The 15,992-nt window shown below is 67.1% G+C and carries 14 protein-coding genes; 11 read left to right on the plus strand and 3 right to left on the minus strand.

Translation table 11 applies throughout. The features are described from left to right. The first annotated feature begins 223 nt into the window (after window positions 1–223). The 11 genes from pstS (ACJ7C5_RS10055) (at window position 224) to rnt (ending at window position 10,154) form a co-directional block, all read left to right on the plus strand. On the plus strand, window positions 224–1,240 hold the full coding sequence (pstS, locus tag ACJ7C5_RS10055; RefSeq protein WP_014036550.1) for a phosphate ABC transporter substrate-binding protein PstS: 1,017 nt from the start codon (window positions 224–226) through the stop codon (window positions 1,238–1,240). A gap of 696 nt (window positions 1,241–1,936) precedes the next feature. Then, entirely contained in the window at window positions 1,937–3,025 is a 1,089-nt protein-coding gene (gene pstS, locus ACJ7C5_RS10060) for a phosphate ABC transporter substrate-binding protein PstS (protein WP_094000162.1), read from the plus strand. A gap of 82 nt (window positions 3,026–3,107) precedes the next feature. After that, the gene (gene pstC / locus ACJ7C5_RS10065; protein ID WP_049444211.1) at window positions 3,108–4,076 is read left to right on the plus strand and encodes a phosphate ABC transporter permease subunit PstC; all 969 of its coding nucleotides are present in this window, start codon (window positions 3,108–3,110) and stop codon (window positions 4,074–4,076) included. Further along, window positions 4,076–4,939 carry a phosphate ABC transporter permease PstA gene (gene pstA / locus ACJ7C5_RS10070; protein ID WP_088025454.1) on the plus strand — a complete coding sequence of 288 codons (864 nt, stop codon included), beginning with the start codon at window positions 4,076–4,078 and terminating at the stop codon, window positions 4,937–4,939. The genes pstC and pstA overlap by 1 nt, the downstream gene beginning before the upstream one ends. A gap of 46 nt (window positions 4,940–4,985) precedes the next feature. Beyond that, the gene (pstB, locus tag ACJ7C5_RS10075; RefSeq protein ID WP_412703808.1) at window positions 4,986–5,789 is read left to right on the plus strand and encodes a phosphate ABC transporter ATP-binding protein PstB; all 804 of its coding nucleotides are present in this window, start codon (window positions 4,986–4,988) and stop codon (window positions 5,787–5,789) included. 65 nt (window positions 5,790–5,854) lie between these two features. Continuing rightward, window positions 5,855–6,562: a phosphate signaling complex protein PhoU gene (gene phoU / locus ACJ7C5_RS10080; RefSeq protein WP_014036547.1), complete on the plus strand. Its 708-nt coding sequence runs from the start codon at window positions 5,855–5,857 to the stop codon at window positions 6,560–6,562. 258 nt (window positions 6,563–6,820) lie between these two features. Next, entirely contained in the window at window positions 6,821–7,177 is a 357-nt protein-coding gene (locus tag ACJ7C5_RS10085; RefSeq protein ID WP_010486221.1) for a hypothetical protein, read from the plus strand. Next, a complete protein-coding gene (locus ACJ7C5_RS10090; RefSeq protein WP_125429510.1) occupies window positions 7,164–8,039 on the plus strand; it encodes an HvfB family MNIO-type RiPP peptide maturase in 876 nt (291 codons plus the stop codon). The genes ACJ7C5_RS10085 and ACJ7C5_RS10090 overlap by 14 nt, the downstream gene beginning before the upstream one ends. Further along, window positions 8,032–8,787, plus strand: coding sequence for an HvfC family RiPP maturation protein (locus ACJ7C5_RS10095; protein WP_412703792.1), 756 nt, complete (start codon window positions 8,032–8,034; stop codon window positions 8,785–8,787). The genes ACJ7C5_RS10090 and ACJ7C5_RS10095 overlap by 8 nt, the downstream gene beginning before the upstream one ends. Window positions 8,788–8,812: 25 nt before the next feature. Then, the gene (locus ACJ7C5_RS10100) at window positions 8,813–9,334 is read left to right on the plus strand and encodes an HvfX family Cu-binding RiPP maturation protein (RefSeq protein WP_412703793.1); all 522 of its coding nucleotides are present in this window, start codon (window positions 8,813–8,815) and stop codon (window positions 9,332–9,334) included. A gap of 169 nt (window positions 9,335–9,503) precedes the next feature. Then, window positions 9,504–10,154, plus strand: a complete 651-nt coding sequence (gene rnt, locus ACJ7C5_RS10105; protein WP_404830428.1) for a ribonuclease T — start codon at window positions 9,504–9,506, stop codon at window positions 10,152–10,154. Between the two features lie 331 nt (window positions 10,155–10,485). On the opposite strand, the gene ACJ7C5_RS10110 is transcribed toward rnt, so the two are convergent. The 3 genes from ACJ7C5_RS10110 to ACJ7C5_RS10120 form a co-directional block, all read right to left on the minus strand. Next, window positions 10,486–13,512 (minus strand): two-component regulator propeller domain-containing protein, encoded by a 3,027-nt coding sequence (locus ACJ7C5_RS10110; RefSeq protein WP_412703794.1) that lies wholly within the window; start codon window positions 13,510–13,512, stop codon window positions 10,486–10,488. Between the two features lie 177 nt (window positions 13,513–13,689). Further along, window positions 13,690–15,099 (minus strand): ATP-binding protein, encoded by a 1,410-nt coding sequence (locus ACJ7C5_RS10115; protein ID WP_285316827.1) that lies wholly within the window; start codon window positions 15,097–15,099, stop codon window positions 13,690–13,692. Between the two features lie 6 nt (window positions 15,100–15,105). Continuing rightward, the gene (locus tag ACJ7C5_RS10120; RefSeq protein ID WP_008267980.1) at window positions 15,106–15,816 is read right to left on the minus strand and encodes a response regulator; all 711 of its coding nucleotides are present in this window, start codon (window positions 15,814–15,816) and stop codon (window positions 15,106–15,108) included. Between the last annotated feature and the right edge of the window lie 176 nt (window positions 15,817–15,992).

Below are 15,992 nucleotides of genomic sequence, written 5' to 3' on the forward strand. Positions count from 1 at the left end.
TCAGCGACATATAGAACGTGATCTCAACCGGCTTGCGTCTGTCTCCGGCGCATTGGTCATCCCGTTGCCAGCAGCACCCAGAACCTTCACGCCCCTGCTGTACGGGCACCGGGCAGCACTGTAACGGTTGCGTCATACAACGGTCCCTGCGCTGTCATCGAACCGTTATGGAATGTGCGCCGGGCGGGTAACCCCGCATCCCAATCAACCCAGGAGCCACCCCGTGATCCACGCCTTCAAGTCGCGCGTTGCCGTTGCCGTCTTCGCAGCGTCGTCCGTGTTCGCCGCCAACGCCGCTGAAATCACCGGCGCGGGCGCCTCGTTCATCTACCCGGTGATGTCGAAGTGGTCGGCCGACTACAACGCTGCCACCAGCAACAAGGTCAACTACCAGTCGATCGGTTCCGGCGGCGGCATTGCGCAGATCAAGGCCAAGACCGTTGATTTCGGTTCGTCCGACGCCCCGCTGAAGCCGGAAGAACTGGCTGCTTCGGGCCTGGCCCAGTTCCCGTCGGTGATCGGCGGCGTGGTGCCGGTGGTCAACGTGGCCGGCATCGCCCCAGGCGCGCTGAAGCTGGACGGCACCGTGCTGGCCAACATCTTCCTGGGCAAGATCAAGACCTGGAACGACCCGGCCATCGCCGCGCTGAACCCGGGCGTGACCCTGCCGAGCGCCAAGATCACCGTCGTGCACCGTTCGGATGGTTCGGGCACCACCTTCAACTTCGTCAACTACCTGTCCAAGGTCAGCCCGGAGTGGAAGAGCTCGGTCGGTGAAGGCACCTCGGTCCAGTGGCCGGCCGGCATCGGCGGCAAGGGCAACGAAGGCGTTGCCGCTTACGTGAAGCAGATCAAGGGCGGCATCGGCTACGTCGAACTGTCCTACGCACTGCAGAACAAGCTGTCGTACACCGCGATGAAGAACGCCGCCGGCAAGTTCGTGCAGCCGAGCGACGCCTCGTTCGCCGCCGCTGCTGCCAGCGCTGACTGGGCCAGCGCCAAGGACTTCTACCTTGTGATGACCAACGCCCCGGGCGCCGAGTCCTGGCCGATCACCGCCACCAACTTCATCCTGGTGCACAAGAAGCCGAAGAACGCTGCCAACGGCAAGGCCACCCAGGAGTTCTTCCGCTGGGTCTACAAGAGCGGCGACGCCCAGGCCCGCCAGCTGGACTACGTGCCGCTGCCGGACAGCCTGGTCCGCCAGATCGAGACCTACTGGTCGCAGAACCTGAAGTAAGCAAGCGCGTTCCCCCGCAGGAACGGGATCGGCGGGTCCTCTCTCCCCCGCCGATCCCACCCGGGCGCGAGATCCTCGAGATCTCGCGCTCTTCTTGTTTTTGGGGGTTGGTCGTGAAGAGCGCTGCGCCTTCGCTGATCCGTGGGGGAGTCGGTGGGCCAGGGCGTGCAGGACACGCCGTAAACCCGTCCCTGGGGGCTCGGCCACGGCATCCATGCCGTGGACGGTCCTGCACGCCCTGGCCCACCGCCTCTCGACAGTTCATCGGGGGGCGCGGTGGGGTCATGGAAGGCAGGAGCGGGAGCAAAGGCAAGGGCGTTTGTAGAGCGGGGGGGGTATGGGTTGGGTGGTGGGGGTGAAATGGCTTGGGGTTTTGTTGCGCCGAGCCCATGCTCGGCTGGGTGTTCGAGCGTGCGGACCAACGGTCCGCACCTACCGAGGGCAAGGAGTCCGCACCTATCGAGGGCAAGGAGCAGTCGAGCCTGGCTCGACTCTACAAGGGCCAACCGACCGTCATGGTCGGTGCGCAGATCCGGGGTCCCCGGGGGCCCGCGGAATCGGGGCCAACCCCGTGAAACCCTTGTCAGAACGTGATCCAGGACACCTCTGTCATGGTCGTAATACGGCTGTAACAAAAACATCATTTCATAGCCGCATCCGCCGACGCCGTCGGCTCTACCCCGCTATGGAGTGACCATGAAACTGCACTCGGCCGGCCTTGCCGCCCTTTCCCTGGCCATCGCCCTGGGCCTGTCGGCCTGCGGTGGCGACAAGCAGGCAGCGCAGCAGCCGGCTTCCGACGGTGCCGCCGCTCCGGCCGCTGCCGGTGCCAAGGTGACCGCCGAAGTGTCCGGTGCCGGCGCTTCCTTCATCTTCCCGCTGGTCTCCAAGTGGTCGGCTGACTACAACGCCAGCACCGGCGCCAAGATCAACTACCAGTCGATCGGCTCGGGCGGCGGTATCGCCCAGATCAAGGCAGGCACCGTCGACTTCGGTTCCTCCGACAAGCCGCTGAGCAGCGAAGAGCTGGCCCAGGCCGGCCTGGCGCAGTTCCCGTCCGCGATCGGCGGCGTGGTGCCGGTGGTCAACATCGAAGGCCTGGAAGGTGGCAAGCTGCGTCTGAGCGGCGCCCTGCTGGCCGACATCTTCCTGGGCAAGGTCAAGACCTGGAACGACCCGGCCATCGTCGCCGCCAACCCGGGCGTGAAGCTGCCGGAAGGCAAGATCACTCTGGTCCACCGTTCGGACGGTTCGGGCACCACCTTCAACTTCTCCAACTACCTGTCCAAGGTCAGCCCGGAGTGGAAGACCAAGGTCGGCGAAGGCACCTCGGTGCAGTGGCCGGATGGCGTCGGTGGCAAGGGCAACGAAGGCGTCGCTTCCTACGTGAAGCAGATCAAGGGCTCCATCGGCTACGTCGAACTGGCCTACGCGCTGCAGAACGGTATGCCGTACACCGCCATGCAGAACGCGGCCGGCAACTGGGTCGAGCCGAGCGCGGAAACCTTCGCCGCTGCAGCCGCCAGCGCCGACTGGGCCAGCGCCAAGGACTTCAACCTGGTCATCACCAACGCTCCGGGCGAGCAGGCCTGGCCGATCACTGCCACCAACTTCATGCTGATGCAGAAGCAGCCGAAGGACGCCAAGCGCAACCAGGACACCCTGGCCTTCTTCAAGTGGGCCTTCGAGAACGGCCAGGCCCAGGCCAACGAGCTGCACTACGTGCCGCTGCCGGCCGAACTGGTCAAGCAGATCGAGGCCTACTGGGCGACCGACCTGAAGTGATGGACACGACGGTGCCCGCCCCGCGCGGGCACCGCCTCTTCCACGCCGTGCCGCCCCGCCCCTTCCTGGCCCTGCCGTCCCCATGAATGCCATCGCCCAGCCTGTAGCCGCCCCGTCCACGCGTGATACGCGTGATGCCCGCAACGACAAACTGTTCCGATGGGTGCTGGTCGGCACCGTCATCTTCGTCCTGATCGCCCTGGCCTGCGCCGCGCTGTCGATGCTGTGGGGCGGCCGCCATGCCCTGCAGATGCAGGGCCTGAGCTTCTTCTTCTCCGCCGACTGGAATCCGGTCGAAAACAAGTTCGGCGCCCTCGCCCCGATCTACGGCACCCTGGTCACCGCGCTCATCGCGATGGTCATCGCCGTGCCGGTCAGCTTCGGCATCGCCTTCTTCCTCACCGAAGTCGCCCCGCGCTGGCTGCGTGGCCCGGTCGGCACCGCCATCGAACTGCTGGCCGGCATCCCCTCGATCATCTACGGCATGTGGGGCCTGTTCGTGCTGGTGCCGGTGATGACCGAGTACGTCACCCCGTTCCTCAACGAGACCCTGGGCGAATGGCCGATCATCGGCCCGATGTTCCAGGGCCCGCCGCTGGGCATCGGCATGCTCACCGCCGGTTTCGTACTGGCCATCATGGTCATTCCGTTCATCTCCTCGGTGATGCGCGAAGTGTTCCTGACCGTGCCGACCCGTCTGAAGGAATCGGCCTACGCGCTGGGCTCCACCAAGTGGGAAGTGAGCTGGGACATCGTCCTGCCCTACACCCGCTCGGCGGTGATCGGCGGCATCTTCCTTGGCCTCGGCCGCGCCCTGGGCGAGACGATGGCGGTGGCCTTCGTGATCGGCAACAGCGTGCGCCTGTCGCCGTCGCTGCTGGAACCGGGCACCACCATCGCCGCGCTGATCGCCAACGATTTCGGCGAAGCCACTGAAACCTACCGCTCGGCCCTGCTGCTGCTCGGCTTCGTCCTCTTCATCGTCACCTTCGTAGTGCTGGCCATCGCCCGCCTGATGCTGATGCGCCTGTCCCGCAAGGAGGGCAACTGATGTCCAGCACCGCTGATTCGCTGTACCTGCGCCGCCGCATCGGCAATGTCGTCGCCATCGCCGCGTCGTGCGCCACCGCCCTGTTCGGCCTGTTCTTCCTGGGCTGGATCCTGTTCACCCTGGCTTCCAAGGGCCTGGCCGGTATCAACTGGGATCTGTTCACCAAGATGACGCCGCCGCCGATGCAGGAAGGCGGCCTCGCCAACGCCTTCTTCGGCAGCGCGGTGATGTGTGCGCTGGCGATCGGCATCGGCACCCCGCTGGGCGTGCTGGCCGGCACCTGGCTGGCCGAGTACGGCAACGCCCGCAAGGCCGGCACCGTGGTCCGCTTCGTCAACGACATCCTGCTGTCGGCACCGTCCATCGTGCTTGGCCTGTTCGTCTACACCCTGTACGTGATGCAGACCGGCGGCAACTTCTCGGCATTCGCCGGTGCGCTGTCGCTGGCCTTCATCGTGCTGCCGGTGGTGGTGCGCACCACCGACGAGATGCTGCGCCTGGTGCCCTCGCAGATGCGCGAAGCGGCCCTGTCGCTGGGCATCCCGCAGTGGAAGGTGATCGTGCAGGTGCTGTACCGCAGTGCGTCGGCCGGCATCATCACCGGCATCCTGCTGGCCCTGGCCCGCATCTCCGGCGAGACCGCACCGCTGCTGTTCACTGCCTTCGGCAACCAGTACTGGAACAACAACATCTTCCAGCCGATGGCCTCGGTGCCGGTGGTGATGAACCAGTTCGCCGGCAGCCCGTATGAATCCTGGCAGGTGCTGGCCTGGGCCGGTGCCCTGGTGCTGACTGTCTTCGTGTTGCTGGTCAGCCTTGCCGCACGCGGCATCCTGCTGCGCAACCGTATCTCCCATGACTGACCTTTCCGTGGATAACGCCATGAACGACCTTTCCAACGCCGTGCCGATGCAGCGCATCGCCGTGCCGTCCTCGCACGAGAGCCTGCACACGCCGTCGCCGGTGAAGCTGGCTGCGCGTGGACTGGACTTCTACTACGACAAGTTCCACGCCCTGAAGGGCATCAACCTGGAGATTCCGGAAAAGCGCGTGACCGCGCTGATCGGTCCCTCCGGTTGCGGCAAGTCCACGCTGCTGCGCATCTTCAACCGCATCTACGCGCTGTACCCGAAGCTGGAAGCGCGCGGTGAAGTGCTGCTGGACGGCGAGAACATCCTGTCGCCGAAGTACCCGATGAACCGCCTGCGCAGCAAGGTCGGCATGGTGTTCCAGAAGCCGGTGCCGTTCCCGATGACCATCTTCGAGAACGTGGCCTACGGCATCCGCCACCACGAGAAGCTGAGCAAGGCCGACATGGCCGACCGCGTCGAGCAGGCGCTGCGCCAGGGCGCGCTGTGGGACGAGGTGAAGGACAAGCTGGGGCAGAGCGCACTGGGCCTGTCCGGTGGCCAGCAGCAGCGTCTGTGCATCGCCCGTGCCGTGGCCCTGCGCCCGTCGGTGCTGCTGCTGGACGAGCCGACCTCGGCGCTGGACCCAATCTCCACCAGCCGCATCGAGCAGCTGGTAGAAGAGCTCAAGCACGAGTACACGATCGTGATCGTCACCCACAACATGCAGCAGGCCGCGCGCGTGTCCGACTACACCGCCTTCATGTACCTGGGCGACCTGATCGAGCACGACCGCACCGAAGTGATCTTCTCGCAGCCGTCGCAGCGGCAGACCGAGGATTACATCACCGGTCGCTTCGGCTGATCGACGCTGTTCCTTCGCCACATGTCCCAGCCAGGCATGGCCTGGCTCTACCCGGATTGCAGACCATGAATCTTCCCAACGACCACATCGTCAAGAGCTACGACGAAGAGCAGCAGCGCCTGGTGGCCGAAATCGTGCGCATGGGCGAGATGGCCGTCGCCCAGCTCGAAGCTGCGATGGACGTGATCGAGAAGCGCGACGAGAACGCCGCCCATCGCATCATCGCCAACGACGAAGCGATCGATGCGCTTGAGCAGCAGATCAGCCACGACGTGATGCGCCTGGCGCTGCGTGGACCGATGGCGCGCGACCTGCGCGAGATCCTGGCGGGCCTGCGCATCCCGGCCGACATCGAACGTATCGGCGACTATGCAGCGAACGTGGCCAAACGTTCGATCGCGCTGGGCAAGGTGCCGCCGCTGCCGCAGATCCAGGGCCTGCGTGCGCTGGGTCGCCTGGCCGCGCAGCAGGTGCGCCGTGCCATTGCCGCCTACCGCGACAACGACGCCGATGCTGCGCTGGAACTGCGCGAGGATGACGCCCGCCTGGACGCGCAGTACACCGCGCTGTTCCGCGAACTGCTGACCTACATGATGGAAGACCCGCGCAACATCACCCCGTGCACCCATCTGTTGTTCATGGCCAAGAACCTGGAGCGCGTGGGCGACCACGCCACCAACATCGCCGAGAACGTGTGGTTCCTGGTGCACGGCGAGCAGCCGCTGCCGCCGCGTGAAAAGCGCGACGAGACCTCCAGCACCGGGCAGCCCTGACGCTGCACTGCAACACCGGAGTTGACTCCAAGGTGGCCGCTGTCCTGGTGACAGCGGCCTTCTTTTTTTGCGTGTTCCACCCGCATTGTGGGCGCCGGGCTCGCCCGGTGCGAACCTGCCGGATGCTTCTGTAACAAACCTCACGAAAATTTGAGGTCTTGGCGAGGATTCGTTGAGTAGGATCGCTGCACCATCGATTCCACCGGCACCCGTGCCGGCGACCCGGGCACCCGCCCACACCACCCAGGAGCACGACCGATGAGCAGTTCCAACAAGACCCTGTCCCTGCTGACTGCTACCGCCCTGGCCGCCGGCCTGGGCATGACCGCCAGTGCCTCGGCGCTGAGCATGAGCGACCTGGCCCAGGGCTATCTGGTGGCCGGCCAGGCGGCCAAGGCCAGCACCGATGCCAAGGCAGCGGATACCAGGATGGCCGCTGACGCGACCAAGCACGCCGAAGGCAAATGTGGTGCCGATGGCAAGAGTGCCGAAGGCAAGTGCGGCGCCGACAAGGGCAAGGCCGCCGGTGCTGCGGCAGGCGCCAAGGCCAAGACCGGCGACAAGAAGTCGGCCGAGGGCAAGTGCGGCGAAGGCAAGTGCGGTGCCAAGCACTGACGTCCGCGCCAGTGCCGTCCACCTGCGGTCGCCGCTTCATGCGGCGGCCGCCGGGTTGGGGCTGCGCAGGGCGCTGCTGCAGGATCTGCGCGATGCACCGGCGGGCGACTTCGATTTCCTCGAATGTGCGCCGGAGAACTGGATCCATGTCGGTGGTCCCGCCGGGGATGCACTGGCCGAACTGGCGCAGCGCCATCCGTTGAGCTGCCACGGCCTGTCATTGTCGCTGGGCGGCAGCGCGCCGCTGGATACGCAGCTGCTGGAACAGGTCGGCCAGTTCCTCGACACGCACCGCGTGCCGCTGTACAGCGAGCACCTGAGCTACTGCAGCGACGACGGCCATCTGTACGACCTGCTGCCGATTCCATTCACCGACGAAGCCGTACGCCATACCGCGGCCCGCATCGCGCGCGTGCAGGATATTCTCGGCCGCCGCATCGCAGTGGAGAACGTCTCCTATTACCTGGCACCGGAACCGGCGATGGACGAACTGGCCTTCACCAATGCGGTGCTTGCCGAAGCCGACTGCGATCTGCTGCTGGACGTCAACAACGTCTACGTCAACGCCTGCAACCATGGCTACGACGCCGACACCTTCATTGCCGGGCTGCCCGCAGAGCGCATCGTCTGCCTGCACGTGGCCGGGCACCTGGACGAGGCACCGGACCTGAAGATCGATACCCATGGCAGCGCAGTGATCGATCCCGTCTGGGACCTGCTGGCGCGTACCTACGCGCGCATCGGCCCGCGCCCCACCCTGCTCGAACGCGATTTCAATTTCCCGCCCTACGCCGAGCTGCAGGGCGAACTGCAGACCATCCGCCGCCTGCAGGCCCCCCATACCGGGATCGCCCATGGCTGATACCTCCCACACCCTGCGCGCGCAGCAGCACGCCTTCACTGCCCATCTGCGCGATCCGCAGGGCGTGCCGCCACCGGCCGGGCTGGAGCCACGCCGGGTGGCGGTGTACCAACGGCTGCTGTTCAACAATCTGCTCGGCCTGTTGAGCAATGGCTTCCCGGTCTGTGTGCGCCTGCTCGGAGAACCGGCCTGGAGCACACTGGTGCGCCGGTACTTCGCCACGCACCGCTGCCAGACGCCGTTGTTCACCGAACTGGCCGCCGAGTTCGTGCAATGGCTGCAGGCGCAGGCGCAGCTGCCGCATCCGGCCCTGGCCGAACTGGCCCACTACGAGTGGGTGGAAACCGCGCTGTACCAGCTGGCCGCCGAGCCCCTGCCGCCCGCGGGAGACATCGATCCGCTGCAGGTACCGCTGCGGCGCTCGCCGCTGGCGTGGCCGCTGCTGTACCAGTGGCCGGTGCACCGGCTCGGTGCCGAGGATGCACCGTCACAACCGCCGGCCGAACCGACCGGCCTGCTGGTCCGCCGCGAGGCCGATGGCGAGGTGCGCTTTGCCGTGCTCAGCCCGCTGGCGGTGTACCTGCTGTCCAGCATCGGGGAACACCCCGGCCTTGATGGTCATGCCTACCTGCAGCACCTGGCAGCCGCGCACGGCCTGGCCGAGGATGCGCTGGCCGGACCCGGTGCCGCGCTGCTGCAGCAGTTCCTGCAGGCCGGCGTAATCGGCCCGCTCGCAGTCCCCAGCTGACGCCCCTTTCCCCGGAGAACCGCCGATGAACCTCCCGACCCTGGCCACCGCGCGCGGCCAGCTGGACCGTCTCGCCCCCTGGTTGGCCCCGCTCGGCCTGCGCCTGCTGCTGGCCTGGGAATACTTCGAATCCGGCCGCGAGAAACTGCACGGCCAGAACTGGTTCGCCGACCTGCAGGACGCGTTCCCGTTCCCGTTCGACCAGCTGCCGGCCACCCTGAACTGGCAGCTCGCCACGTGGTTCGAACTGGTCGGCGCGGTCTGCCTGCTGGTTGGCTTCGGCACCCGGTTTGCCGCGGCCAGCCTGCTGGTGCTGACCATTGTGGCCACCTATGCGGTGCATTGGCCGATGGAGTGGAACTCGCTGGCCGACCTGGCAATGGGCTATGCGATCAGCGACCAGGGCTTCGGCAACTTCAAGCTGCCGGTGCTGTTCATGGCGATGCTGCTGCCGCTGATCTTCACCGGCGCCGGCAAGCTGAGTCTGGACGCGTGGTTGGCGCGGTGGTCTCCCTCGGCCACACCTGCGCGGCCAGCGGTTCGGTAGTTGCCGCCCCTGGTCGGCACGCACCGTGCCAACCAAGGTTGGCACCTACCGGAATCCTGAGCGCGCGGTGCACCGGTGGGTGTCGACCTTGGTCGACACGCTCCTGCGCAGGGAACCCGTGCGCCACAGGCTGGCCGGGCGCTCAGGGTCGCTCTGCTAGAATTCACGCATGACTGACCCCACCCCCGCACCTGCCGCCGCTCCCGATTCCGTAGTACCCCAGGCGCAGCGCGCGATGTCACAACGCTTCCGCGGCTTCCTGCCGGTGGTGGTGGATGTGGAAACCGGCGGCTTCGACAGCCAGCGCAATGCGCTGCTGGAAATCGCCGCCGTGCCGATCGAGATGGACGAGAACGGCCTGCTCTACCCCGGCCAGACCGCCAGCGCCCACGTGGTGCCGGCCGAAGGCCTGGAGATCGATCCGAAGTCACTGGAAGTGACCGGCATCATCCTCGACCACCCGTTCCGGCTGGCCAAGGAAGAAAAGGCGGCGCTGGACCACATCTTCACCCCGGTGCGTGCGGCGATGAAGAAATACGGCTGCCAGCGCGCGATCCTGGTCGGCCACAACGCCCATTTCGACCTCGGATTCGTCAATGCGGCGGTGGCGCGGACCGGCCACAAGCGCAATCCGTTCCATCCGTTCAGCGTGTTCGACACGGTCACCCTGGCCGGCATCGCCTACGGGCAGACCGTGCTGGCGCGTGCAGCCACCGCCGCCGGGCTAGGTTGGGATGCCAACGAAGCACACAGCGCGGTGTACGACACCGAGCAGACGGCGCGGCTGTTCTGCACCATCGCCAACGCCTGGCCGCGGTGAAGCAGCCAACGGCGGAGCCCCTCGTGGCGTGAAGCAAATCATCAATTGGGCCGGACGGGTGGACTGCGCAGGGGACGCTGCAAGTACGTCCATGTAAGCTCGGTCGCCGCATCCATGCGGCTCACGCCCCTGCGCAGCCCACCCGTCCGGCCGCGGACACGTTGCTGAGCGCCACGGAAAGATCAGAAAAGCAGGAGCAACAGCGGGTCACTGCACTCGTTGTGAGCTGCCGACGGCCTCTGTGGGTCACTTCTTTGGTGGGTGCCGACTATTGGTCGGCACCGCCGGTTGGTACGGCACTCCAGTAAATCCACGCCACGCGTGGATGCGATCAACCAATGCTCGTACGATCGCGGCCATCGCTCTTGGCGCGATACAACGCCCGGTCGGCGCGCTGGTACAGCAGTGCCGGGGTGCGGTCGTCGGCATCCAGTTCCACCAGGCCCGCGCTGAAGGTCACGCGCAGGCCGTCCACGCCAGCCCAGTCCGGGTGGTCGTGGAACAGGCCGCGCAGGCGCGCGCACAGCTGTGCGGCTTCCTCCAGGCGGGTGTCGTTGAGCAGCAGCGCGAACTCTTCGCCGCCGGTCCGCGCCGGCAGGTCCGAGTCGCGGCTGGCGGCGGCGATCAACCGCGCCACCTGCACCAGCACGGCATCGCCGATGCTGTGGCTATGGCGGTCGTTGACGTCCTTGAAGTGGTCGATATCCAGCACCACCAGGCACAGCGGATGGCCACTGCGCTGCGAACGTGCGAAGTCGCGCGCCAGGGTCTCATCGAAGGCTCGGCGGTTGGCCAGGCCGGTCAGCGCATCCTCGCGGGCCTGCCGTTCGAAGGCCTCGGCCTGGCGTGCCAGACGCTCGGCCAGTTCGGTCTTTTCCTGGTTCAGCGCCTGCAGGTGCACGGTCTTGGCCTGCAGGTCAAAGGTGGCTTCATCCACCCGCCGTGCCAGGCGCAGGTTGCTGGCCTTCAGCTGCTGCAGCAGCAGGCGGTACAGCGCCACCAGCCCGGCCAGCAGCAACAGGCCACCCAGCACCTGCACACTGCGTCGCTGCCACCAGAACGGCTCCACGGTGAAGCTCCATACCGCTTCCTGCTGGCCCCAGCTGCCACTCGGATGGGCAGCGGCCACGTGCAGGGTGTAGTCGCCCGGCGGCAAGCCGACGAACTCCACGCTGCGCTGCGGGCCGCGTTCGACCCACCCCGCATCCAGGCCGTCCAGCCGCGTGCGGTAGCGGATCCGGTCAGACATCAGGTAACTCAGGCCGACATAGCTCACCGTCAACCGGCGGCCGCCGGGAATGTAGTTGCGGTCCGGGCCTTCCCAATGCACCGGTGCGCCATCCACCTGCACGCTTTCAATCGCTGCCGGCGGTGAAAGACGCTCGCGGAAACGCTGCAGGCGTTGCGGGTCGACGGTGCTCAGGCCTCCGGCGGTGACCACCCAGAACGTGCCGTCCTGGCGCAGGATCGCCGATGGCCCGGAGCTGCCGTTGGCCTGCGCGTTGGCCATGCCGTCGATCTCGTTGTAGCGCTCCACCACCACCCGCGGCGCGCGGCCATCGGCCACCGCGTTGAGGGTGGCCATGTCGGTGCGCAGCACACCGCGGTTGCTGCTGATCCACACATTGCCCAGGCGGTCCGGCACCAGTTGGAACACCGCATCCACCGGCATGCCCTGCTCCAGCCCCACCCGCGCCAGCGTGCCGTTGCGCCAGCGGTACAGGCCACGGTCGCTGCTGATCCACATCGCGTCACCCAGCTGGTGGAAACCGAACACACTGCGGCCGCCGCCCAGCGGCGCCAGGTCGATCGACTGCACGTGGTCGCCGCGCAGCACGCGGATTCCCTCGATGGTGCCGATCCACAGGTTGCCTTGGTGATCGTGCTCTAGCGCGGTGATCAGGCCGCTGGGCATGCCCGGGACGTTTGACACCTGCACGCGGTCGCCGTCGATGCGGACCACGCCCTTCTGCGTACCGGCCCAGACCACGCCCTGCGGGTCCACGCTGATCGCGCGGATGTTGCCACCCGGCATGCCATCGGCGGCGGCATAGTTGTGTCGCAGCCGGCCATCGCGGCCAAGACGGTAGACGCCATCGCCGAACGTTCCAACCCACAGGTCACCGTCCGGGCCCTGCGCCAGGCTCAGCACCGAAGGTGCCTTGCCGCCGCGGTTGTGCAGCGGCATCGCACGGAAGCGGCCATCGGCGGTCTGCAGGTCGAGGCCGCTGGCGCTGCCGACCCACAGCTGGCGGTCGCGGTCCTCGAACACGGTGCGCACATAGTCGCCACTGAGGCCATCGCGCTCGGTGTAGCTGCTGAACAGTGTTTCGCGCAGGCGGTACAGGCCACCGTTGGCACCCACCCAGATGCTGCCCTCGGCGTCCTCGCGCAGGCTGACCACGCGCCCACCCGGCAGGTTCAGGCCCGCCGGCAGCCGCTCCAGACCATGTGCGGAGATGCGCAGCAGGCCCTGGTTCTCGGTGCCCAGCCACAGGTCACCGTGGCGGTCCTGCAGCATCGAGGTCATGTGCAGCTGGCCCGGCAGGCGGTGCATCAACACCAGCTGGTCATCTTCCACCCGGTACAGGCGCTCGCCGGCGACGATCCACAGCGCGCCATCCGGAGCACGGTACGGCCACGACAGGCCACTGCCGGCGCCCAGCCCCCACGCCGCAGGCGCCCGCTTGAGAACGCCGTCGTTGTCGCGCAGTACCAGTCCATCGAGGGTGCCGGCCCAGACCCGGTCCTGCGCATCGACCACCAGCTTGGTGAAGCTCATCGCCATCGGCAGGTCAGCGGCCGGAGCCTGGTAGACGATGCCGGTGTCCGGCGTCAGATAGCCGATGCCCTTGCCTTCATACAGCAGCCACAGGCGGCCCTGGCTGTCCATCTGCATGGACTGGATCAGCACCTGCGGGGTATCGGCCTGGTGCTCCCAGACCCGCCACTGGCCGTCATTGCCACGATGGCTGACATTGCCGCGCGAATCACTGATCCACAGCCCGCCCTGGCGGTCGACGAACAGCGCGCCGATGCCGTTGTCGCGCAGGCCTGGGCGGGTACTGCGGTCGAACACGGTGAAATCCAAGCCGTTGTAACGCACCAGACCTTCCCAGGTGGCGAACCACAGATGGCCTTCCGGCGTCTGCGCGATGTCACGCAGCGAGTTGTGTGGCAGGCCGTTGCGCGAGGTCCATACATCGATGGCGTAGTCGCGCAGCGGGGGGGCGCCGTCCTGTGCGGCCAGCGGCAGCGCAAGCGCCAGCAGCAGCCACAGCAGCCCCTGCCGCAGCGCCCGCCTGAATCCCGATACGTGGCACTCCACCCAGCGCCCGTTGCCCCCCTGTCCGCCCATCAGTGCAGCGGCGGTGGCCAGATGCAGCCACCGGACCAGGCAGCATGCGGGAACGGCCGGGCAGCGCGGAACGGCATGCCGGCGGGAACAGGCTGGCTCATCGACGGAAAACTGGGGAGTTGCGCAGATGATAGGCCAAACCCCGGCCCTGGCGTCACCGTTGGCTGGCGGGCGGACTCAGCCAGCCCGGCCCGGGGGCACCACCTGCGCGCTGGCCGGCCACTGCACCACCGCCTCCAACCCGCCTTCGGCACGGTTGCGCAGCCACAGGCGAGCGCCGTCCTTCTCGGCCAGTGCGCGGGCGATGGTCAGGCCCAGCCCGGCGCCGCCGGTTTCCCGCGAACGGGAGGTTTCCACCCGCACGAACGGGTCGAACACCGCCTCCAGCTGCTCCTCCGCCAGCCCGGGACCATCATCGGACACCATCACGGTGATCGAGCCACCGCCGCGCTCCACCCGCACCCGCACGCGATGCGCATACATCACAGCGTTGTCCACCAGATTGGAGAACAACCGGTGCATGGCCAGTGGACGCAGCATCAGCACCGCGCCGGTACCGCCTTCGAAGACGACATCAGCGCCGCCCTCGGTGGCATCCTCGACGATGCTTTCCAGCAGTGAGTCCAGGTCCAGCGCGGCACGCTGCTCGGCGCTTTCGGCGCTGCGGGCCAGCTCAAGGCCTTCGCGCACCAGTGCCTGCATTGCCGCCAGATCACCGATCAGGCGCTCGCGCAGCGCTTCGTCGCTGACATTTTCCAGACGCAGGCGCAGGCGGGTCAGCGGCGTCTGCAGGTCATGGGTGATCGCCGCCAGCATCTGCGTGCGCTCGGCCAGATGCCGCTGCAGGCGGTGCTGCATGGCGTTGAAGGCTTCGGCGGCACGCTGCACCTCGCGCGGCCCGCGCAGGGGCAAGGGATCACGCTGCAGGTCGTCGCCAAGGTCCTCGGCGGCAGCGGCCAGTTCCTGCAGCGGCGCGCTGGCCATGCGCGCGACGATGTACGCCAGCACCGCAATCGCCAGCACCAGCAGGGTCAGGAACCATGGATCCACGGCAAGAATGCCGTTGTGCGCCACGGCCGGTGAATCCAGTGCCAGCTTGAGCAGCGTGCCGTCGTTGAGGGTCACGTCGACCGCACGGCACTTGGGCGGGATGAACGCCGGATCACGCTCGCGCGGGTGGCGGCGGTGCCCGGGCGGCGGTGGCGGCAGCAGATCCTGCAGCTTGGGAATGCACGAGCGGAACGAAGCGAAGTGCACGTGGGCGCGGGACACCGGCCCCGGGCGGTCTTCCAGTACCTCCATCAGCGCGGTGTCGGCACGTCCCAGGCGAGCGCCCGGCTGCAGCGCACGCACGCTCGGCCCGCCGATCTCGAGCAGGCGCTCGCGCAGCTCCGGATTGCCATCGAGCAGGTTGACGTAGCCCTGCAGGCGGTCGGCGATGCGGTTCAGGTTCTGCCGTTCGAACTCCTGCTGGCGCTTGGAGGTGGCCAGGATGGTCGCGCCGATCGCGGCCACGCTCATGCCCAGCAGCAGGATCACGAACAACCGCCCGACCATCGAGGACAGGAAATGGCGCAGGCGCTTCATCGAGGCTTATTCCAGGTTCACCGACGAGGCCAGTACGTAGCCTTCGTTGCGCACGGTCTTGATCAGGCCGTCCGGGCCACCGTCGTCGCCCAGCTTGTTGCGCAGCCGGCTGACCTGCAGGTCGATGGCGCGGTCCTGCGCCTCGTAGTTGCGGCCACTGCTGAGCGCCACCAGCTGTTCGCGCGACAGCACCTTGTTGGCATGGGCGATGAACACCCGCAGCAGGCGGAACTCGGCACCGGACAGCACCACCACGCGGTCGTCCGGGTCCACCAGGTGGCGGTGCTCCAGGTCGAATATCCAGCGCGAGAAGCGCGCGCGGCGCACCGCCAGCGGCTCCAGATTGGCCGGCAGCGCCTCGGTCCGGCGCAGCACGTTGCGGATGCGCGCCAGCAGCTCGCGCGGTTCGAACGGCTTGGCCAGGTAGTCGTCGGCGCCCATTTCCAGGCCCAGCACCCGGTCGATCGGCTCGGCGCGTGCGGTCAGCATGATCACCGGCGTGTTCGAGCGCGCGCGCAGGTCGCGGCACAGGGTCAGGCCATCCTCACGCGGCAGGTTGAGGTCGAGCACGATCAGGTCCACGTGCTCACGGTCCAACAACTGGCGCATGGCGGTGCCATCGGCGGCCGTGCTCACCTGGTAGCCGGCACGGCCCAGCTGTTCTGCCAGCAGGGTCCGGATGTCGTTGTCGTCGTCGACGATCAGCAGTCGATGCATCGGGTTTTCAGTCTCCATGTCGCGATCATCCCGTGTCGGCAGCTGAACCGCATCCGGGGCAATGCGTACCAGTGTATCCAGCCATGGGCGGGATACCTGTGGTTACGCGTATTCACCGACAGTGTTACATACAGACATACCCCGAGGATTGGCCCCCCGTCGGTCGATCTTCACAA

The organism is Nocardiopsis yanglingensis (genome assembly GCF_045809185.1).
GTDB classification, from domain to species: Bacteria; Pseudomonadota; Gammaproteobacteria; order Xanthomonadales; family Xanthomonadaceae; genus Stenotrophomonas; species Stenotrophomonas yanglingensis.

Coding starts and splice junctions, on each gene's coding strand:
- ACJ7C5_RS10095 (WP_412703792.1), top strand. CDS start 8,032: ATGGCTGATACCTCCCACACCCTGCGCGCGCAGCAGCACGCCTTCACT.
- ACJ7C5_RS10085 (WP_010486221.1), top strand. CDS start 6,821: ATGAGCAGTTCCAACAAGACCCTGTCCCTGCTGACTGCTACCGCCCTG.
- ACJ7C5_RS10100 (WP_412703793.1), top strand. CDS start 8,813: ATGAACCTCCCGACCCTGGCCACCGCGCGCGGCCAGCTGGACCGTCTC.
- pstC (WP_049444211.1), top strand. CDS start 3,108: ATGAATGCCATCGCCCAGCCTGTAGCCGCCCCGTCCACGCGTGATACG.
- ACJ7C5_RS10115 (WP_285316827.1), bottom strand. CDS start 15,099: ATGAAGCGCCTGCGCCATTTCCTGTCCTCGATGGTCGGGCGGTTGTTC.
- pstS (WP_094000162.1), top strand. CDS start 1,937: ATGAAACTGCACTCGGCCGGCCTTGCCGCCCTTTCCCTGGCCATCGCC.
- phoU (WP_014036547.1), top strand. CDS start 5,855: ATGAATCTTCCCAACGACCACATCGTCAAGAGCTACGACGAAGAGCAG.
- ACJ7C5_RS10120 (WP_008267980.1), bottom strand. CDS start 15,816: ATGCATCGACTGCTGATCGTCGACGACGACAACGACATCCGGACCCTG.
- pstA (WP_088025454.1), top strand. CDS start 4,076: ATGTCCAGCACCGCTGATTCGCTGTACCTGCGCCGCCGCATCGGCAAT.
- pstB (WP_412703808.1), top strand. CDS start 4,986: ATGCAGCGCATCGCCGTGCCGTCCTCGCACGAGAGCCTGCACACGCCG.
- ACJ7C5_RS10110 (WP_412703794.1), bottom strand. CDS start 13,512: ATGGGCGGACAGGGGGGCAACGGGCGCTGGGTGGAGTGCCACGTATCG.
- rnt (WP_404830428.1), top strand. CDS start 9,504: ATGACTGACCCCACCCCCGCACCTGCCGCCGCTCCCGATTCCGTAGTA.